At 66.8% G+C, this 19,334-nt stretch carries 15 protein-coding genes; 6 read left to right on the plus strand and 9 right to left on the minus strand.

Annotated elements, in window-relative coordinates; translation table 11 throughout:
* Positions 1-117: 117 nt before the first annotated feature.
* Together ACWDXS_RS01015 and ACWDXS_RS01020 are read right to left on the minus strand one after the other, a co-directional pair.
* The gene (locus ACWDXS_RS01015; protein WP_449960690.1) at positions 118-3,420 is read right to left on the minus strand and encodes a protein kinase domain-containing protein; all 3,303 of its coding nucleotides are present in this window, start codon (positions 3,418-3,420) and stop codon (positions 118-120) included.
* A 147-nt stretch (positions 3,421-3,567) separates the two neighbouring features.
* Complete coding sequence (locus ACWDXS_RS01020) at positions 3,568-4,431, minus strand: SDR family oxidoreductase (protein ID WP_449960693.1); 864 nt, start codon at positions 4,429-4,431, stop codon at positions 3,568-3,570.
* A 62-nt stretch (positions 4,432-4,493) separates the two neighbouring features.
* Here ACWDXS_RS01020 and ACWDXS_RS01025 point away from each other — a divergent pair, with 62 nt between their 5' ends.
* Complete coding sequence (locus ACWDXS_RS01025; RefSeq protein ID WP_378989652.1) at positions 4,494-5,216, plus strand: PaaX domain-containing protein, C- domain protein; 723 nt, start codon at positions 4,494-4,496, stop codon at positions 5,214-5,216.
* Positions 5,217-5,335: 119 nt separating this feature from the next.
* Here the strand turns inward: ACWDXS_RS01025 and ACWDXS_RS01030 are convergent, their stop codons facing one another.
* Positions 5,336-6,616 (minus strand): helix-turn-helix domain-containing protein, encoded by a 1,281-nt coding sequence (locus ACWDXS_RS01030; RefSeq protein ID WP_378989653.1) that lies wholly within the window; start codon positions 6,614-6,616, stop codon positions 5,336-5,338.
* A 161-nt stretch (positions 6,617-6,777) separates the two neighbouring features.
* On the opposite strand from ACWDXS_RS01030, the gene ACWDXS_RS01035 reads away from it, so the two are divergent.
* The 3 genes from ACWDXS_RS01035 to ACWDXS_RS01045 all read left to right on the plus strand — a co-directional run bounded on the left by ACWDXS_RS01035 (position 6,778) and on the right by ACWDXS_RS01045 (position 11,563).
* Positions 6,778-8,217: a class I adenylate-forming enzyme family protein gene (locus ACWDXS_RS01035; protein ID WP_449960696.1), complete on the plus strand. Its 1,440-nt coding sequence runs from the start codon at positions 6,778-6,780 to the stop codon at positions 8,215-8,217.
* Between the two features lie 91 nt (positions 8,218-8,308).
* Positions 8,309-10,108 (plus strand): DUF3556 domain-containing protein, encoded by a 1,800-nt coding sequence (locus tag ACWDXS_RS01040; protein ID WP_449960699.1) that lies wholly within the window; start codon positions 8,309-8,311, stop codon positions 10,106-10,108.
* 42 nt (positions 10,109-10,150) lie between these two features.
* Complete coding sequence (locus ACWDXS_RS01045) at positions 10,151-11,563, plus strand: phytoene desaturase family protein (protein ID WP_449960702.1); 1,413 nt, start codon at positions 10,151-10,153, stop codon at positions 11,561-11,563.
* Positions 11,564-11,696: 133 nt separating this feature from the next.
* Here the strand turns inward: ACWDXS_RS01045 and ACWDXS_RS01050 are convergent, their stop codons facing one another.
* The 5 genes from ACWDXS_RS01050 to ACWDXS_RS01070 form a co-directional block, all read right to left on the minus strand.
* Positions 11,697-12,014 (minus strand): VOC family protein, encoded by a 318-nt coding sequence (locus tag ACWDXS_RS01050; RefSeq protein WP_387446846.1) that lies wholly within the window; start codon positions 12,012-12,014, stop codon positions 11,697-11,699.
* 516 nt (positions 12,015-12,530) lie between these two features.
* Positions 12,531-13,634: an MCE family protein gene (locus tag ACWDXS_RS01055; RefSeq protein WP_449963358.1), complete on the minus strand. Its 1,104-nt coding sequence runs from the start codon at positions 13,632-13,634 to the stop codon at positions 12,531-12,533.
* Between the two features lie 9 nt (positions 13,635-13,643).
* Positions 13,644-14,408 carry an MBL fold metallo-hydrolase gene (locus ACWDXS_RS01060; RefSeq protein WP_387446847.1) on the minus strand — a complete coding sequence of 255 codons (765 nt, stop codon included), beginning with the start codon at positions 14,406-14,408 and terminating at the stop codon, positions 13,644-13,646.
* Positions 14,409-14,415: 7 nt separating this feature from the next.
* Complete coding sequence (locus ACWDXS_RS01065) at positions 14,416-15,381, minus strand: fumarylacetoacetate hydrolase family protein (RefSeq protein WP_449960707.1); 966 nt, start codon at positions 15,379-15,381, stop codon at positions 14,416-14,418.
* Positions 15,378-16,712, minus strand: a complete 1,335-nt coding sequence (locus tag ACWDXS_RS01070; protein ID WP_449960710.1) for an alpha/beta hydrolase family protein — start codon at positions 16,710-16,712, stop codon at positions 15,378-15,380. Before ACWDXS_RS01070 ends, ACWDXS_RS01065 begins: the two co-directional genes overlap by 4 nt.
* Before the next feature lie 98 nt (positions 16,713-16,810).
* On the opposite strand from ACWDXS_RS01070, the gene ACWDXS_RS01075 reads away from it, so the two are divergent.
* Positions 16,811-17,416, plus strand: a complete 606-nt coding sequence (locus ACWDXS_RS01075) for a TetR/AcrR family transcriptional regulator (RefSeq protein WP_378989662.1) — start codon at positions 16,811-16,813, stop codon at positions 17,414-17,416.
* Positions 17,417-17,463: 47 nt separating this feature from the next.
* Positions 17,464-17,856 (plus strand): carboxymuconolactone decarboxylase family protein, encoded by a 393-nt coding sequence (locus ACWDXS_RS01080; protein ID WP_387446853.1) that lies wholly within the window; start codon positions 17,464-17,466, stop codon positions 17,854-17,856.
* A 361-nt stretch (positions 17,857-18,217) separates the two neighbouring features.
* Here ACWDXS_RS01080 and ACWDXS_RS01085 read toward each other — a convergent pair.
* A protein-coding gene (locus tag ACWDXS_RS01085) for an IS3 family transposase (protein WP_449963361.1) occupies positions 18,218-19,329 on the minus strand; the annotation gives its coding sequence in 2 pieces (ribosomal slippage) (positions 18,218-19,062 and positions 19,062-19,329; 1,113 coding nt in all).
* Positions 19,330-19,334: the final 5 nt, after the last annotated feature.

The following is a 19,334-nucleotide window of genomic DNA, read 5'->3' on the forward strand; positions in this document are numbered from 1 at the left end:
CGGCAACATCCGGCACCGACCCATCCCGGATTTCCACCCGCACTACCCGGTCATGGTTTACCGAGTCGATTTGTCGCGCAAAGAAATCGATCCTGAACCGGGCCGCAGGGCAAAACTCTAGGTCGCCATCGCGTCGGCTGGCAGGCGGACCAGGCCGAGGTGATCGCATCGGCGGATCAGCGGTGTGAGGATGCGATCGGCATCGCTCGCGCGGTCGGCCCGGCGCAGGGCGCTGCCGAGCAGGAACCCGGCACGCAGCGCGGCCAGCGGCCTGCGCTGCACATCTATCCCGGCGACCAAGTTCTCGGCGCGCTCGATCGCCGACCGGGGCCGACCCGTCGCCAGCAACACGCGGATCGCGGAGTCCTCATCGAATTCATCGATGGTAGTGGCGGTTCCGTTGTCACGCCGGATCGTGCGCGCGCTCGTCAGTGCCGCCGCCACGGTGGGATCGAGTTCGACGCCGAGACGCACCCGCTCGTTGCGGACCCGGGCGGCCAGGCGCGGCAGATCCAAGAGTTCGGCGTGGGACATGCCCTCGTCGAGGAGTTCCAGCGCGCCGTCCCGGTCGCCGCGCAGGGCTCGTACCCGCGCACCGGTCGCGTAGGTGGCGAGCATGATGTCCACTCCGCCGCCGCCTTCGGCGGACAGTTCCCTGCTCTGCTCCAGTAGATCCGCCGCGATATCGAAATCACCGGTCTCATAACGTAATTCGCCCAGCAAAGCGCACGCGAGGCGAGTCGCGTGGGCGGCGGCGCCCATGGTCGTGCGTGCGGTGTCGAGCGCGGTCGTGAACAGGTCGTCGGCGCCGATGATGTCGAGCTGTTCGCGGGCGGCCACACCCGCGAAACAGCGCCCGTACACCGACAGGAACGGGCCGGTCGCCTCGTGATACGGCGCTGCCCAGAGCTGCCACCGGCGCGCCTCGGCGAAGTCGAAGCGCTGGATCGCCGCGAAGCTGGCGATATTGGCCGCCACTCCGGGGATCCGTGGGGAGAAGTCGTCGGGCCGGGCCAGCGCGTCACCGATCAGACCGTCGAGCTCGGATACGCGGTCACCGAACATCTCCCGGACGCTGATCGCCACGTCCGCTTCCGCGCGCAGATCGGTGCGCTCGGGCTCGGCGGGTCGGGCCGCGGCCAGCGCGGTCTCGAAGCGGGCGAGGGAGGACGCGGTGGCCGCGGGTCTGCGCAGCACCAGGTTGACCCAGACGCCGAACAGCTGGATACGGGGCCTCGCCCGGCACACCCTGGCGGGTAGTTTTGCCAGAATGCCCTGCAGCATCACCATTTTCGACAGCTCCAGCAGGTAACCCGCGCCCTGTTCGACGAGATCGGCCGCGCGTTCGGGGTTCTGCGCGGCCAGCGCTTGGTCGACCGCGTCGTTGAGCAGGTGATGGTGCGCGAACCAGTCGGCGGCTCGCAGCCGCAGACCCGCGATCTCGCCCGGGCGGTCCTGGGCGAGCCTGCGGCACAGATAACCAGCGAACAGCTGGTGGTAGCGGTACCAGTGGTGGTCGGGGCCGGTGGGCAGCAGGAACAAACCGCGGTCGGCGAGATCGGCGAGGAGGTCGGCGGCGTCGGTGCGGCCGGTCAGGGCGGTGGCCAGTCCGCCGCAGATCCGCTCGCAGATCGAGGTCGTCATGAGGAATTCGAGGGTGTCCGGATCCAGTGTGCCGAGTACGTTCTCGGCCAGGAACGCCCCGATGTCGGGGTGCGCGGCGAGGCTGTCGAGCAGGTGCGCCGGGTCCTCACCCGCGCGCAGCGACAGCACCGTCAGCTGTAGTGCCGCGACCCAGCCGTCGGTGGCGCCTGCCAGCGCGGCCACCTCGTCGGCGGCCAAGTGCACACCGCCGGCTTCGGCGAGGAACGCATGTACTTCGTCGGGATTGAAACGTAGTGTCGTGGCGTCGATTTCGGCGAGCTCACCGTGGATGCGCAACCTGCTCAACGGCAGGTCGAGCCGCTCGGTGCTCGTGACGACGAGGGGCAGATGGTGACACCCGTGCTCGAGCAGGAACCGGACCGCGTCCACCGAGGCGGGGGCGGTGACCCGTTGCCAGTCGTCGAGTATCAGCGTCACCCGCCGGTCGTCGGCGTGCAGACCGTCGACGAGCGCGGTCAGCACGGCGCGGGTCGGATCGTCGGGGTTGGCTTCCAGCAGCCGGTCGAGATCGTCGGCGAGCACGGGGACGGCGGGCCGGATCGCCTCGGCGAGGTGGGTGAGGAACCAGGAGACATTGTCGTCGTCCTCGTCGACGGTCAGCCACGCGACTGCGGCGCCGTGCTCGACCAGCTCGTCGTGCCATTGGGCGGCCACCGTGGTCTTGCCGAATCCGCTGGGCGCGTGGATGGCGGTGAGCCGGGTGCGTTCGGTGGTGCGCAAGTGCTCGAGCAGGCGCTTTCTGGCCAGAGTCGCCCGCGCCGGAGTCGGCGGGCGATACTTCGTGGCGGGTGTGGGAGGCGCGGTGGTGCGGTCGCGGGCCCGGGCCGCCGGTGCGATCGGCACCGCGACGGGGCGCTGGGTATCCGGGACCCGGAGGACATCGACAGGGCTGCCGGTACTGCGCTGGGCCGCAACCAGTTCCGCGCCGAAGGCGGCGGCGCTGTCGGGCCGGTCGGCGGGGTCGGTCGCCATCGCGTGCTCGATGGCGGCTCTGACCTCGTCGGGCACATCCTGGCCGGTGAGATCGGGACCGGGCTGCGCGGAGACTCGCAGGAACTGTGACAACACCTGCTCTCCGACGCGCCGCTCGTAGGCGACATGTCCGGTGAGTGCGCAGAACAGCGTGGCGCCCAGGCCGTACACGTCGGCGGCGGCGGTGGCTTGCGCGCCGCGCAGGACCTCCGGCGCGGCGAAAGCGGGGGAGCCGGTGACGATTCCGGTCGTCGTGTGGAACCCGCCCTGGATCCGGGCGATCCCGAAGTCGGTGAGTTCGGGTTCGTCGTAGTCGCTGAGCAGGATGTTGGACGGTTTCACGTCACGATGCAGGATGCCGGCCCGGTGCGCGGTCTCGAGGGCGCCCGCCATCTTCACGCCCAACCGCAGTGTCGCTGCCCAGTCCAGCGGGCCGACAGTGTGGATACGTTGTTCCAACGAACCACGCGCGTGATAGGGCATCACCAGGTAGGGGTGCCCGCCGTGGGTGGTGCCCGCCTGGAAGACCGCGACGATGTAGGGATGACCGGACAGCCTGCCCATCGCCTGCTGTTCGCGCACGAAGCGCTGCAATCCGTCGGGGTCGAGTTCGGCGGTCAGTACTTTCACCGCGACCACGCGGTCCAGATCGGGCTGGACGCAGCGGTAGACCACACCGAAACCGCCGCGTCCGATCTCCTGGGCGTCCTCGAAGCCCTCGGCGGTCAGTTCCGCCGCGATCCCGGTGGCCGAGCTGCGCTGCGTCGGCAAGTTTTCGGCCATTCAGGCTCGATTCGGTGCAACCTCGTGGCGGTGCGCTGGTGCGCCGCCCTCTACCGAGGATAGCCCCGGAACCCATGGTGTTCGACGACGTCAGGCGCGTTTCCGGTGTCGGCGAGAGCCTCTGTGTTCGCGCTGCGGGCGGGTGGCTCAGGCCCGCTTGTGCGGCGGGTCGACGAAGATGTCGTATTCCAGCCCGTCGGCGCCTCCGTAGGGCGAGAGATCGGTGACGCCTTCGGCACGGAGCACGTCGATGTCGAGGAAGGTGTTGCCGGTGACCGATCGTGCGTCCTTGCGCAGGAGCGCCACCGCGGCGTCGGCCATGATCTGTGGGGTACGGGCTTTGGCGATCGCGTCGTCGCCGCCGAGGAGGTTCTGCACCGCGGCGGTGGCGATCAGGGTCTCGGGCCACAGGCAGTTGCCCGCGACGCCGTGTTCGGCGTATTCGGCGGCCCAACCCAGCGTGAGCAGTGACATCCCGTATTTGGCGAGCATGTACGCGGGGTAGGCGCCGAGCCATTCGGGTGCGAGATTCAGCGGCGGCGACAGGCTGAGGATGTGGGCGTTGTCGCTGCGGCGCAGGTGCGGCAGGCAGGCACTCGAGAGCAGGTAGGTGCCGCGCAGCTGGATCTGCTGCATAAGGTCGAACCGCTTGATCGGCAGTTCCTCGGTGGGGGCGAGGGCGATCGCCGAGGCGTTGTTCACGCAGTAGTCGATGCCGCCGAAGCGCTCGACCGCGCGGGCCACCGCGTCGGCGACCGAGGTTTCGTCGCGCACGTCGCCCACCACGGCGAGTGCCTGTCCGCCGGCGGCTTCGATCTCGGCGGCGGCGGTGTGGACGGTGCCCGGCAGTCGGGGGTCGGGCGTATCGGTCTTGGCGAGCAGCACGATGTTGGCGCCTTCGCGGGCGGCGGCGACGGCGATCGCCAGCCCGATGCCGCGGCTGCCGCCCGACATGATCATGGTGCGCCCGGTCAGCGGGAACGAGGAGGTCGTGGATGTGGTCGTGGTCATACCGTGCGACGTTACAGTTTTCTGACAGTCGCGGCAATAGTGAAATATGTAGACTCGGTCTCGTGAAATCCGCTGCTACCGGCTTCGACGCACGGGTCCGTCCGGTGTCGGCCCGTTCGGCGGTGATCCGGATTCTGATAGCGGCCGAGTCGCCGACGACCACCTCGAGTGAAATCTGCGCTGCCACCACCGCCGTCGGCTATCCGGAGACAACGGTGCGTGTCGCGGTGTCGCGGATGGTGGCCGCGGGCGAGCTGATCCGCGAACAGCGCGCCTACACGCTCGACCCCGCCTTGCGCGCCCGCCGGACCGAACTCACCGCCCCGCCCGTTCGGCCCTGGGACGGCGACTGGGAGCAGGTCGTCATCACCGCCGCCGGACGGCCGTCGGCCGAGCGTGCGGCCCTGCGCGCCAGGCTGCTCTCGCTTCGCCTGGCAGAACTTCGCGAGGGAGTCTGGCTGCGACCGGCCAACCTCGTCCGCGAGCTGCCCGCGGACCTGGCTACCACCACGCTCCATTTCCGACTCCGGCCGGTCGAGAACGCTGCCGACCTCACCGCCGAACTGTGGTCGCTGGCCGATTGGTCGGCGCGGGGGCGCGCCCTGCTCGACGACATCGAAAACCCTGACCCGGCAGCAAGATTCGCGGTGGTATGCGCCGCGCTCGACCTGCTCACCACCGACCCCGCCCTTCCTGCGGCGCTGCAACCCGACGACTGGCCGGTCGACGATCTCCGGGCACAGACCTCGGCCTATCTCGCCTGGATCAGACAACTCGACCTGTAAGCCGTCCCGGCGCCGCAGGTCAGGAGAGGACGACTGCGCGGGCGCCGTTCTCGCCGGCGCAGTAGTCGACGGCCTTGGCGAGGTCGCCGAAATCGAAGGTCTCGGTGACCAACCGGTCGTCAGGTCGCGTCGTCCACGGTGGTCTCGGCCGACCTGCGACGGCTTCGCCGGGGCTCGCGGGGAGCCTCGGGGATCCCCAGTTGCGCGCAGGTCAGCAGGGCCACTTCGATGTCGAGCCTGCGCTCGCCGAGCGGATGTCCGAGCAGCTCTTCGGCTTTGCGCACCCGGTAGTGGACGGTGTTCTTGTGGACGTGCAGCCGCGCGGCGGCGTCGGTGTAGCTGCCACGGGCGTCGAGGAACGCGCGGACGGTCTCGCGTAACCGCGCTGCTGTCTCGTCCGTGCCCAGCAGTGCGCCGAGCACACGCTCGGCCCACACCCGCATCTCGGGCACCCGGTCGGCGAACAGGGCGGTCAACGCCACGTCGGAATGGACGGTGAGTCCGTGCTCTCGCCTGGTCAGGGCGACGGCGCGGGCTTGTTGCGCGTCGCGGAAGGTCTGGCGGAATCCTTCGAGGCCGGTAGCCGGATCGCCCAGGGTGATCGACAGATTCGGATGGGCCCGCAGATCGTGGGCGAGTTGTTCGGTGTCGAGCACGGGTCGGGCCACCGAGGAGATCCACACCCACCGGTTGTGATCGTCGACCTCGACGGTCATCGGCGTCTTGCCGGTCGCGGCCGCCAGCAGGGCGGTGCCCGCGCGCAGCGACGCGCGGGGATCGCGGGTTCCCGGTGGTGTCCACAGCGTCGCGAACTGGTGCCAGCCACGCAGGGAGGCCGACAGCATCTGCTCGGCCGAGCCCACGTCCAGATCATCGGCGTCGACCACGGCGCGCACCTGTGCGGCACGGGCGGCGTCGGTGCGCGCGTCCCAGCGGCGGCGCTCGCTCTCGTAGATATCGATCAGGCCCTCGATCACCTGGTCGATATAGCTGTTGACCAGGTAGGCGATGCGGGCCGCGGTGGCCATCGCCACGTCGGTGGGCGGATTCAGTTCGGCCAGCAGCGTCATCGTCCACTGGACGAACATGTTCTCGCCGAGCCGGTAGGCGCGCAGCAGTGCCTCCAGCGACAGATCGTGCTGGGCGAAGCGGCGGGCGTACTCGGCGGCGGCGGGCGGCACGGTGATGTCGTCGAGGCCGATGGCCAGCGTGAGTATGTCCAAGATCGCGGACAGGTTGGACTCCGTGCTGGCCACCATCAGTCTGCGCACTTCGTCGTCGTGCCGGAATTCGGGGATGACCTCGGTGAACATCGTGGTCATCCTCGGTGACAGGTGGTCCAGGTCGGCTTTGATCCGGCCCGCCACCGCACGCACCAGTGGATCGTTGTCGTGGGCCATGGCCGCAGACAGTACCCCCGACGCTCACCTGTGTGGCGCTGTTTGTGCCCGTGGCACAACACGTCGGCGCAACGCTGGGCTGCGGGCCCGTAGTCGGCGCCTGATTCGCGCCCTACCGTGAGTGATGTAACTCAGATCACATTCGCCACCGGTGAGGAATCATGCGACACATCGCCGAATTGCCCGAGGTCAGAGCCGCTGCCGACCCGCACGGACCCTGCATCGCCGACGACACCGTCACACTGTCCAATGCGCAGTTCCATGCTCGGGTCGATGCCGCTGCGTCGGTCCTGCATCGTGAGGGCGTGCGGTCCGACGACGTCGTCGCGGTGGTGCTGCCCAACCGCGTAGACCTCGTGGTGGCCCTGTTCGCGGCCTGGCGACTCGGTGCGGCCGTCACTCCGGTGAATCCGGGGCTCACCGACGACGACATCCGGTACCAGGTCGAAGACTCCGGCGCCGCCGTCGTCCTCGGCGAATCCGGCAGGCCCGCAATCACTCTCGACATCACGGAATTGGCCGAGCACGCCGGTCCCGTCGCCGCCGCGTCCTCTGACGATCTCGCCCTGATCATCTACACCAGCGGCACCACGGGTAGGCCCAAGGGTGTGCTGCTCGGTCACGAGAACCTCGCCGCCATGTGCGCGATGATCATCGACTCGCTCGGCCTGAACGAGACCGACCACAGCCTGCTGATCCTGCCGCTGTTCCACGTCAACGGCATCGTGGTCAGCGTGCTGTCGCCACTGCTGGCGGGCGGACGCACCACCATCGCCGGAAAGTTCTCCGCCTCAGGCTTTTTCGACACGGTCGAGCGGGTCCGGCCCACCTATTTCTCGGCGGTGCCCGCCATCTACGCGATGCTGGTGGCCCAGCCCGACGGTCCTCGTCCCGACAATTCCTCGTTGCGCTTGGCGATCTGCGGTGCCGCGCCGATGCCCGCCGAGCTCATCGCCCGGTTCGAGCAGCGCTTCGGTGTGCCGATCGTCGAGGGTTACGGTCTGTCCGAGGGGACCTGTGCGTCGACTCTCAATCCCGTAGCGGGCCAACGGAAGCCGGGGACTGTCGGTATCCCGTTGCCCGGTCAGACCGTAGCGATCATGGATGTCGGCGGCGCGTTGTCGGCGCCCGGCGAACCCGGCGAAGTCGTCATTCGCGGAGCGAACGTGATGCGCGGCTACCTCGGCAGGCCGACGGAGACGGCGAAAACCGTCGTGGACGGCTGGCTGCACACCGGCGACGTCGGCTACTTCGACGCCGACGGCTATCTGGTTCTGGTCGACCGAATCAAGGACATGATCATCCGGGCGGGCGAGAACCTGTACCCCAAGGAAATCGAGAACGCGCTCTACCGTCATCCCGCTGTTCACGAAGCCGCGGTAGTCGGTGTGCCCGACGCCGTGCTGGGCGAGGTGCCGGTCGCCCACGTGGTGCCCGCGCCGCAGGCCGCGGTCACCGTCGAAGAGCTGATCGAACACTGCCGCGTGGAACTCGCGGCGTTCAAGGTTCCCGCCGCGATCGTGTTGACCGCGGAGATGCCACGCAATCCGGTCGGCAAGATCGACAAGAAGCAGCTGCGGCTCTCGGCCGCGCGCACCTGAGCGGTTGTGCACCGCAATCCACTTCGAACGAAAGACAGCCCTTTCGGTCGCGGTCACTCGCGTCCGGAAGCCGGAAGAAAGGGATCGAGCCATGGGATTCAAGACGGGAGACTTCCCGCCGGTGGACACCGAGACATTCTTGGATCTGCCGCTGCGCGAACGTATACGGACGCTGGCACTGCACTGGGCGGAATACGGATTCGGCACGCCGAAGATGATCCACACCGTGTATCTCGCGAAAGTGCTCGTGCTCTACATCATCGGCGGCATCGCGATCGCGACGGCGACGTCGGGCACCGGACCGTTCTGGGATGTGGCGCAGTGGTGGAACCAGCCGGTGGTCTACCAGAAGCTGGTCCTGTGGACGGTGCTGCTCGAAGCCCTCGGCGTCGCGGGCTCCTGGGGACCGCTGGCGGGCAAGTTCAAGCCGATGACCGGCGGCATCCTGTACTTCGCCCGACGGGGAAGTATCCGATTGCGGCCCTGGTATCGGGTGCCGTTCACCAACGGTGACTCGCGCACCGCCCTCGACGTGGTCCTGTATCTGGGCTTTCTCGCGTCGCTGGTGATCGCCCTGGTCGCACCGGGCCGGACCACCGCCGCACTGCTGGAAGCGCTGCCGGACAACACCTCCGGACTGGTCCGGCCCGTGCTGCTGATCGCGCCGATCCTGCTCTACATCCTGTGCGGGCTGCGCGACAAGACGATCTTCCTGGCGGCTCGCGGCGAGCAGTATCTGCCCGCGCTGCTGTTCTTCGCGGTGTTGCCGTTCACCGACATGATCATCGCGGCCAAGCTGCTGATCGTGATCGTGTGGGTCGGCGCGGGAGTTTCGAAGTTCGGCAAGCACTTCACCAATGTGGTGCCCCCGATGGTGTCCAACAGCCCGTCGATGCCGTTCCGGTCGATCAAACGCGCCCACTACCGCGACTTTCCGCGCGATATCCGCCCGTCGCGGGTGGCGGCGTTCATGGCTCATGTCGGTGGTACCGCCGTGGAGGTGATCACCCCGATCGTGTTGCTGTTCTCGACGAACCACTGGCTCACGTTGGCCGGTGTCGCGATGATGGTCATCTTCCACCTGTTCATCACCTCCACCTTCCCGCTGGCCGTGCCGCTGGAGTGGAACATCCTGTTCGCCTACCTCACCGTGTTCCTGTTCCTCGGGTTCCCGAACTCGGACGGGTACGGGGTATTCGACATGTCGTCGCCGTGGTTGACGGTGGCGATCGCGGCCGGGCTCGCCTTCTTCCCTGTGCTGGGTAACCTGCGTCCCGACCTGGTGTCGTTCCTGCCGTCCATGCGTCAGTACGCCGGCAACTGGGCCTCGGCGCTGTGGGCCTTCGCGCCGGGGGCCGAGGCGAAGCTCAACACCATCGCGCACCGCCCCGCCGACAACCAGGTCGACCAGCTGCTGGCCATGGGCTACCCGCCCGCGGTCGCCGAGATCACCATGCAGCAGACCATCGCCTGGCGTTCCATGCACAGTCAGGGCCGCGGCCTGTTCTCCCTGCTGTACAAGCACCTTCCCGACATCGATCGCTGGACCGTGCGCGAAGCCGAGTTCGCCTGCAACTCGCTGATCGGCTTCAACTTCGGCGACGGCCACCTGCACAACCTCGACCTGATCGACGCGGTGCAGGCGCGGGTCGGCTTCGCTCCGGGAGAATGGATCGTGGTGTGGGTGGAGTCGCAGCCGGTACACAAGAGCACGCAGCAATACATGGTGGTCGACGCGGCGCTGGGCGTCATCGAACGCGGAACATGGGAGGTGGCCGACGCGGTCGAGGCGTTGCCGTGGCTGCCGGACGGTCCCATTGCGCACACCGTGACCTGGCGGCGTGAAGACGTCACCGCACCGCGGCAGGGCGTGGTGGCTCCGGCCGAATAGCCGAGCACCGGACGATATCTCGAACAAGAGAAAGGCATGTCGATGACAACGGCGACAGTGGTCGGCAGCGGCCCCAACGGGCTGGCCGCGGCCATCACCCTGGCCCGCGCGGGCGTGGAGGTGACGGTTCTCGAAGCGGCCGACACGATCGGCGGCGGCACCCGCTCGAGCGAGGCGATTCTGCCCGGTCTGCTGCACGACCACTGCTCGGCCATCCACCCGATGGCCGTGGGCTCGCCGTTCCTGCGGCGCATCGACCTGGAACGGTACGGATTGCGGTGGGCGTGGTCGGAACTCGACTGCGTGCACCCCCTCGACGACGGCACCGCCGGTGTGCTGCACCGCTCGGTCGCCGAGACCGCCACGGGCCTCGGCGCCGATGAACGGCTGTGGCGCACGCTGTTCGAACGCCCGGTCGCCGGCTACGACGTATTCGACGCCGACATCATGCGCCCGCTGCTGCGCGTTCCTCGCCATCCGATCCGACTGGCGCGCTTCGGCATTCCGGCGACCGCGCCCGCCACACTGCTCGCGCGAGCTTTCCGCACCGAAGCGGGACGGGCCTTGTTCGGCGGCGTCGCCGCACACGCCTTCGAGCCCCTCGAACGCCCGTTGAGCGCCAGCGTCGGGCTCGGCATCCTGACGGCGGGACACCGATACGGCTGGGCGGTCGCGGTCGGCGGATCCCAGCGGATCGCCGACAGCATGGTCGCGGTACTGGCCGATCACGGCGGAAAGGTCGAGACCGGCGTCCGCGTGCGCTCGGTCGCCGACCTGCCGCCATCCGATATCACCATCTGGGACCTCGCCCCGACCGCAGTCGCGGAGATCCTCGCCGACCGACTCCCCACTCGAATTGCGCGCGCCTACCGCCGATTCCGCTACGGCCCCGGCGCTTTCAAGGTCGACTTCGCCGTCGACGGCGGCATCCCGTGGACCGCCGAGGCCGCCCGTCGCGCGGGCACAGTGCACCTGGGCGGCTCCTTCGCCGAGATCGCCGCGGGCGAACGTGACATCCACGCCGGCCGAATGCCTCAGCGCCCCTTCGTCCTGGTCGGCCAGCAATACCTCGCCGACCCTCAGCGATCCGCAGGATCGGTTCACCCCGTCTGGACCTACGCCCACGTCCCCAACGGCTACACCGGCGACGCCACCGCAGCGATCATCGCCCAGATCGAACGCTTCGCACCCGGCTTCCGAGACCGCGTAGTCGGCCTGACCACCCGCACCACCACAGAATTCGCCGACTACAACCCCAACTACGTCGGCGGCAACATCATGACCGGCGCCAAGAACATCCCGCAGCTGGTCTTCGGCCCCCGAAAAACCCTGCAGCCCTACGACACCGGCCTCCCAGGCCACTACCTGTGCTCGGCGGCGACCCCGCCCGGCCCCGGCGCGCACGGCATGTGCGGTGCCAACGCCGCCGAACGAGCACTGCGACGGCTGAGGTAACCAATATTCGAGGACCGACAATGGTGGCTGACCCATCACATATGCCACCACCAGCGGTGCCCGAACGTCCGCTCATGGCGATGAGCGCGAGGTTTGCAGGGGTACTCGGAGAGTATGTCTGGGCAGCAACTGGTTAGCCGCCCAGAAACTCGAGACGGTTGCCCACCGGGTCGGTTGTGTGGAATCGGCGGCGGCCGGGAATCTCGGCGGGATCAGCCCAGTGGACTTCGTGTCCAGCCGCCGTGACCGCGGACGCGAGGGCGTCCACGTCAACGATGAAGGCGGGATGAGCTTTGCGCGCAGGATGGAAGGGTTCCTCGACGCCCACGTGCAATTCCCCATCCGGGCCGCCCACTCCCGGAACCGTGAACCAGCAGCCGCCTCGGGCAGCGAGCAGCGGAGGTTTGGGGAGTTCGGCCCAGCCGAGGACACCGGTGTAGAACGACCGCATGCGACCTTCGGCGCCTGGCGGACAAGCGACTTGTACGTGGTGAATCACGGATCCCCTCCTGACATCTCTTGCAGGACAAGCGTACTGCTTGCCGTCATCCAGCGCCTGGAGGAACATCCGAACCGCCACGTCAGAACGCACTCAATGCCGATCATGTAGGGGGACGACCGACTGTGTACCCGTCGTGCTCGGCTTCCGGACGGCGTGCTCCTTGGAGCGAAAATGCTCCAGTGAGTCTTCAGTCTGTACGAACAGCTCCACCGGCCACTCACCGAAATGTATCGATGAACGGTAGGACGCCGATGAACCATGCATCAATACGGTGATATCCAGATCAGAAGTCGCCGTAGCCATTCCGAGAGCCACGCTGCCGCCTAGCCACGCTGCCCGAGTCTGCGGAAAGTCTCGCGGGACCAGCAGCCGTGCTACTTCAACCCCGTCGATCGCCACCGGGCATGTCTGTCATCGTGTCGGCTCTGCGACGATTCCCCCGCGATCTAGTGGTCCAGCGTTTCGTCATTTCGTCAGTCCGAGCAGTGCGGCGGTGAGCCCGTAGTCGGGGCCGAAGTCGTGCATGTTTCCGGAGCGGCAGCCATCGGACTTTATCTGGATCCGCTCACAGAACACGCTGACGATCTCGCCGGAGAGGGCGGTGCCGATCAGGGCGTGTATGCGCACGAAGCCCTCCTGCTTGTTCATGGCGCCGTCGATGTTCTGCATGAGCAGCGGCACCACGTCGACGATCTCGACCATCGCGCCGGAGTTGGCGCGCAACTGGTTGGTCACGGTGGTCAGGCCGGTCAGCGAGGCGGCCAGTTCTTCCTGATGCCCGGCGAAGGTCGTCGAGGTGTTGTTCAGGAACTGGTTGAGCTGGTCGAGGGTGGCCTGCAGACCGGGCGCCTGGTCGGCGAGCAGCCCCGACATGGCGGTCATCCGGTCGCTGAAGTCGCGCACCGACTGGTCGTTGTCGGCCAGCATCGTCGTGAGCTCGTTGAGCTTGATGATGATGTTGGCGATGGCGTCTTTGTTGTCGACACCGACCTTTAAAGCGCCCGAGAGCGCGTCGAGGGTTTCGCGGATCTTCTGGCCGTTGCCGTTGAGCACCGGGTAGAGCGCCCGGCCTGAGAGCGGGCCGAGACCCTCCTGGCCGGGTTCGGGCTCGAGCGAGGCTGCGAACTGGTCGATGGTCTTGATCATCGTGTCCAGCTCGACCGGGGTCCTGGTCCGCGTGAGCGGCAGGTGATCGCCGGATTCGAGGGTGTCGCCGCCGGTGTAGGGCGGGGTGATCTCGATGTGGCGGTCGGTGACGATCGAGGGCGAGATGATCGCCGCGATGGCGTCTTTCGGGACCTTGACGCCGGCGTCGATGGTCATGTGGACCTCGACGTAGGTGCCCTTGGGCACGATCTTGTCGACCTTGCCCACCGCGAGACCGAGGACCATGATCTCGTTGCCTTCGTACATGCCGGCGATGTTCTCGAAGTCGGCGGTGATCTTGGTCGAGCGGCCGAGCGGGTCGTTCACCTGGCCGGGTATGGAACAACTGACGATCGCGATGGACGCCGCTGCTAGGACCAGAGAGCGGAAGGATCTGTACACGGTGCTGCGCAGGTACCTCATTGGTTCCATCTATTTGTTGTCAGTGTCGGTGAGTGGTGGTCGCGGCCCCAAAGCTGTGGCGATGGATGGTCCGTCGAAACTGCTGGGCAGTCCGTGTCCTGGAACCAGGGTGTGCGCGTGCACCGTTGCGAGAGTCGTAGCGGTGTCGTAGGTGAGTGCTTCGTCGTGATTGAACACCGCCGGTAGCAACTGGGGGCCGACGTGAGGTAGCAGCGGATGCCCGGTGACGAGTGCGTCTCCGGAGAACAGCACGCCTTCGGCGGGAAGGAGGTAGGCGGTGTGGCCGCTGGTGTGCCCGGGGGTGGGTATCGCGACGAGTCCGCCGGGCAGTGCCGCCAGGGTGGCGGGCTCGACCGCCTCAGCTTGTGGGATGGCCGTGCCGATGTGGCCGTGGACCGCGCGCAGGGTGTGTGCGACCCAACGGCGGCCGCGGCGGGTGGCGAGTTGTTCGAGCATTCCGATCGGCGTGATCTGTTGCAGGTATTCGCGTTTGGCGTGGCGCACTTCCTCGGCGCCGGTGTAGACCGGCATGCCGAACTGCTCGATGAGCGCCGGGATCGCACCGATGTGGTCGAGATGGGCATGGGTGATCAGCACGGCCCGAACATCGGCAAGCCGACCGCCGATCTGCCGGACAGAACCGAGCACGTCGGCGGCGTCAGCGGGGTATCCGGCGTCTATCACGGTGATCCCGGAATCGTCGCTGATCAGTGCCCAGTTGACGTTGGTGCCGGCTACGACATGGACGGAGTCGGAAACCTGATCGATTTTCATCTCGGGCCTACTTCTGGATGTCGTGTTCGATGATGCCGATGCCGTCGATTTCCAGGCGCAGATGGTCGCCGGGGGCGAGCCAGCGGCCCAGTTCCATCCCACTTCCACCGGGCAAGGTGCCGGTCGACAGCAGTTCGCCGGGGTAGAGCTGTTCGCTGCAGGACACGTGCGCGATGGCTTGGGCCATCGAGTACCGGGCATTGTGTGTTCCGGTGCGCGCCACGGTCTCTCCGTTGATCGTGACCGTGGCGGTCAATCGGTCGAGCCGATCGATGAGCGCGGGCCCGGCGGCCGCGGTCGCCGACATCGAGGTGAGGAAGTGTTTGGATCGTTGCGGTCCGAACCCCGAACGCATTTCGGCCAGTTGGACGTCGCGGGCGGAGAAGTCGTTGATCACCACCACTGCGGCGATCGCGGCGGCCGCCTGTTCGACGGTGGCGTCGCGCAGCGGAACACCGAGCACGACGCCGAGTTCGAGTTCGAAATCCAGTGCCCGCGTGTAGTTCGGGGCAGCAACCGGCAACCCGGAGGGGACGATGGTCAAGGCGTTGGACATGTAGTAGATCGGCTGCCGGTACCAGAGCGCGTGCGGCCGGAACGGCGGGAAAGTGCGCCGGGTCAGTGTCTCGTACGCGGTGGCGACGCGGGAGCCCGCAGGCAAGAATCGGCGGGCCAGACCGCGCGCGGCGTCGACGGCGTGCCTTTCGAAGATCATGAAATCGCGGAACGAGGCCGGGCACACCGGCAGGACGAGGGCCCCGTCGTCCAGCCCGAGGGCGTCGTAGCGCGCTAGCTCGAAATCGAGGGTAAAGGCGGGCTCGATTCTCGGGAACCCCTGGCTACCATCGGATTCGGACTCGGTGCGCCATCCCGTGCCGTATCCGATCTGGGTATCGATTCGGTGTGTGCTGCGATCGAGGATGCGCCGCATCCGAGGGATCGCCGCAGTGGCCCGATCGTGTGGGTGGGTCATGCGGTGACCTCGACGCCCACACGTAGGTGATCCCGAAGGAATTTCGTCGACAGTGCTGTCCACTGCTCGGCGTGGCCCATGGCACAGTGGTCGTCCTCGGCATAGAGCACCAATTGCGCGTCCGGTGCGGCGATGGCGATGTCGATCGAGTCCTGGGTGGAGGCAAGGGTGTCGCGGGCGCCGTTGATCACCAACAGCGGGATGTCGATCCGGCGGTAGTGCTGGGCGAGTGAGAATGTCGCCAATTTGCTCGACAAGTCGGCAGGGCCTCGAGCACCAAGGGTCGAGACCAGCGCGGAGACCATGATCTCGGGCATGCCGATCGAGTTGAGCAGCCCGAAACTGCGGTCAGCGAGCGGGCCGTTGGACACTGCTACCGTCAGCCTCGGGTCGACGGCGGCCATCCGCGTCGACCAGTAGGCTCCGAAACTGAAGCCCAGCATGCCGATCCGTTGCGCATCCAGGCGCGGGTCAGCGCACAGGTGATCGATGACGGTCGAGTAGATGGTCTCGGCGTCGATGCTCAGCGGCTCGGTATACGCGTAGGTGCCGGGCATCTCCATCACGAATACGCCCATACCGGCGTCACGCCGCGACAACAGCGGCAGTAGCGCTTCGGCGATGGTGCCTTCCAGCCCGTTGGTGACAAGGATCGTCGGTACCGACTCCACACCGGCTGGAAGCATCAGCATTCCACGCACAGTCTGAGCGCCGACCGGAATTCGCACCATTTCGATACGCACTCCCATCGCGGTGTCGAGCGAACCCAGCAGCACTTCGCACAGCCGGTGCGAGCGCTCGTAGGCGACGAGCCTGGCCGGGCTGAACCCCGGCCAGGCGGCGATGAACTCGTACACCAACGCCTTGATCAGCCCGTCGATCGCGATCGCGGCATCGGCGGCGTCGGGATGAGCCGCACAGAATCGGTCGACTGCCTCGGGATCGGCCACCGGCCCTCGGTCGGCCAGGATCGTTACCGCTGGTGAGAGCAACTCGCCAAGAGCATGCAGGTCCAATGGCGCGGCGGGGTCGAGCAGTTGGTCGGTCGACGGCCCGCCCAGGCGCAGCAACGCCGTGTCGGCCCGCGCGAAGTGTTGGCGGGCGAAGTCTTGCCAGTACCCGGTCCAGCGGGTGTCGTCGAAGGACCGGCAACCGTGCAGCTGACGCTGGAATTCCTCGGTGTCGATCCCGCCGAGGTGGGTGAACCTCTCGGCGAACAACCGGGGCAGGAATCCCGCCACGCCGACCCGCCGGGCCGCACGCTCGGTGGTGTGAGTCATCGCGCGAGCGCTGATGAGCACTCGTTTGCCGATCTCCCGCACTGACGTCATCGTTGTGCCTCTCGATCTCTAATCGCAGATGTTTCTGCTTTTGTGAGCGTAGGCACAGCGATAGCCAAAAGCAAGAAGCTCTGCTTTAGCATGGGGCTATGTCGGAAGCCGAGAACATCGAGCCGCCGCGTCGACCCGGAGGACGGGCGGCGAAGGTCCGCGAAGCCGTGCATCGCGCCGTGCTCGACGCTGTCGAAGAACACGGCGTGGACAAGGTCGGCATCCCCGATATCAGCCGCCGCGCCGGTGTCCGCGACAGCTCCATCTACCGGCGATGGGGAACGCGGGAGAACCTGGTGCTCGATGTGATGCTCAGCGCGAGCGAGCGCACCCTGCCGCTGCCGGACACCGGGTCGTTGCGCGGAGACCTTTCCTTCTTCGCCACCGCACTCATCGCCTACCTCGATAGCCCTCTGGGTACCGGTCTTGCGCGCGCACTGGCGTTCATCAGCGACTCCGAAGACATCGCCCGAGCACGGAACACCTTCTGGGAAACCCGCTACGAAGCCAACCGGGCCATGGTTGCCCGGGCGGTCGAACGCGGCGAGCTACCCGCCGGCACCGATACCCGGACCGTCGTCGAAACCCTCATCGCGCCGATACACTTCCGCCACTTCCTCACCCGCGAACCGATGGACGAACGGTTCGTCGACCAGCACGTCATCCGGGTGATCCGCGCGTTGCAGTCCGATCCGGCCGAATGAGCGACCGCCCATGACGCCTCCGATACCCCTCGACGAACAGGTAGTACATGACTGATCCCGAACCCCGGCAGCCTTCGGCCTACACCAACGGCCTGCGCACCCGCGAAGAAGTCATGGGTGAGGAGTACGTTGCCCAGGCGCTGGCCCGCACCTCCGGCAGCGAATCGGCAGACCTTCAGCGCTTCGTCACCGAGCATGTCTGGGACGCGGTATGGAATCGGCCTGGTCTGGATCGCCGCGACCGCAGCCTGCTCAACCTGGGAATCCTCACAGCGTTACGAGCACACGACGAGCTCGCCGGCCACGTGCGAGGCGCGCTCAACAACGGGCTCACGCGCGCGCAGATCACCGAGTCGATCATCCACACCGCCGGATATTGCGGCGCACCCGCGGCACTGGCCGCCATGCGGATCGCCCAGCAGGAATTCGATCAACTCTGACCAACCCCGCAGCAGGTCGAACCTTTTGCCGCGCAGCGAACTCGCACTCGAGTCTCCGAGGCGTACACTGATCAGTTTCGGCCTTCTGACGCCTATGGAACATTCTGTACTCGACGAGACTGTCAGACATCCTGTACTGCCGAAGAGGGAGCATCCTGCGTTTGACGTTGACACAGCACGGAAAATCGATTGCCGCTTGTGCTCGAATGCGAAAGCTGACCCACGTGAGTTTCTCGAGCGATGATTCCGAGATCGCGTATGTGGTGTCAGTCGAGCTGAGGTTGGCCGACCGCAAGATTCGCAACTCCAGCGAGGAATCTGACGGGACCCCGGTGGTCGGTCCACCGCGTGTGAGAGCCGGTTATCGGTGGATGCAGGTTGCAGCGTAACCGGCTGGGGTGTTGTAGCCCAGAGCGGAATGTCTTCGGCGGTGGTTGTATTCGTCCTTCCAGTCGCTGATCACGACACGGGCCTGGGTGAGGGACCAGAAGCTGTTGATGTTGAGGCATTCGTCGCGCAAGCGGCCGTTGAACGATTCGATGTAGCCGTTGCGCCAGGGCTGACCGGGTGGGACGAACGCAAGTCCGACCCGTTCAGCCGCCCAGGCAACCATCACCTGGCACGCGAATTCTGGCCCGTTGTCGCAACGCAGCACGGCGGGGTAGCCGCGATCGACGGCGATCCGGTCCAGCTCGTCGATGAGTCTGTCGGCGGTGATCGACCGTTCCACCAGCCCGCCCAAGCATTCGCGGGTGTGCTCATCGACGATGGAGACGATCTTGACTGGGCGTCCGTCGTCGGTGGCGTCGAATTGGAAATCCACTGCCCATACCCGGTTGGGTGCGTTTGCCTCCATCGCCGTGGTGGTGGAGGTGCCCAGGCGTTTTCGGCGGCGCCGCTGCGGCACTCGTAGTCCCTCGTCGCGCCAGAGGCGTTGGATCTTCTTGTGATTGGCTATCCAGCCTTCGCCGCGGGCGTCGTGGTAGGCGCGGCGGAACCCTTGCCGTGGATGGGTTTTCGACCAGCCACGCAGCCACTTACGCAACGCCGCATCGGGATCTGCGCTGGTTGCGGCGGCAGAAGGGTGACGTTGGGTGCTTCGATGTTGCCCGGTCACCCGGCAGGCGAACCGTTCACTGACCGTCAGCACCCGCATCAGGTGCGCCACGGCCGCCCGCCGGCGTTCCGGGTCTAGAAGTTTCCCTTGGCGATCTCCTTCAACGCAGCTTTCTCCAGCTCCGCCTCGGCGAGAAGTCGTTTCAGAGTGGAGTTTTCGCGTTCGAGGTCCTTCAACCGTTTGGCGTCGTCGGCCTTCAGTCCGCCGAACTGGTTGCGCCACCGGTAGTAGGTGGCCTCGGTGATCTGCAGATGACGGCACACGTCAGCGATGTCTTTACCCTCGCTCAGCAGCCGGTCAGCGTCGCTCAGCTTGCGCACGACCTGTTCAGGTGTGTGCCTCTTTCGTGTCGCCATGGTCA

The sequence above is a fragment of the Nocardia sp. NPDC003183 genome, assembly GCF_053590715.1.

Bases quoted from the DNA above. Each gene is read 5' to 3' on its own strand.
- ACWDXS_RS01020 (WP_449960693.1), bottom strand. From the start codon at position 4,431: ATGACCACGACCACATCCACGACCTCCTCGTTCCCGCTGACCGGGCGC.
- ACWDXS_RS01060 (WP_387446847.1), bottom strand. From the start codon at position 14,408: ATGAAAATCGATCAGGTTTCCGACTCCGTCCATGTCGTAGCCGGCACC.
- ACWDXS_RS01045 (WP_449960702.1), top strand. From the start codon at position 10,151: ATGACAACGGCGACAGTGGTCGGCAGCGGCCCCAACGGGCTGGCCGCG.
- ACWDXS_RS01050 (WP_387446846.1), bottom strand. From the start codon at position 12,014: ATGCGGTCGTTCTACACCGGTGTCCTCGGCTGGGCCGAACTCCCCAAA.
- ACWDXS_RS01035 (WP_449960696.1), top strand. From the start codon at position 6,778: ATGCGACACATCGCCGAATTGCCCGAGGTCAGAGCCGCTGCCGACCCG.
- ACWDXS_RS01015 (WP_449960690.1), bottom strand. From the start codon at position 3,420: ATGGCCGAAAACTTGCCGACGCAGCGCAGCTCGGCCACCGGGATCGCG.
- ACWDXS_RS01065 (WP_449960707.1), bottom strand. From the start codon at position 15,381: ATGACCCACCCACACGATCGGGCCACTGCGGCGATCCCTCGGATGCGG.
- ACWDXS_RS01070 (WP_449960710.1), bottom strand. From the start codon at position 16,712: ATGACGTCAGTGCGGGAGATCGGCAAACGAGTGCTCATCAGCGCTCGC.
- ACWDXS_RS01055 (WP_449963358.1), bottom strand. From the start codon at position 13,634: ATGAGGTACCTGCGCAGCACCGTGTACAGATCCTTCCGCTCTCTGGTC.
- ACWDXS_RS01075 (WP_378989662.1), top strand. From the start codon at position 16,811: ATGTCGGAAGCCGAGAACATCGAGCCGCCGCGTCGACCCGGAGGACGG.
- ACWDXS_RS01040 (WP_449960699.1), top strand. From the start codon at position 8,309: ATGGGATTCAAGACGGGAGACTTCCCGCCGGTGGACACCGAGACATTC.
- ACWDXS_RS01080 (WP_387446853.1), top strand. From the start codon at position 17,464: ATGACTGATCCCGAACCCCGGCAGCCTTCGGCCTACACCAACGGCCTG.
- ACWDXS_RS01030 (WP_378989653.1), bottom strand. From the start codon at position 6,616: ATGGCCCACGACAACGATCCACTGGTGCGTGCGGTGGCGGGCCGGATC.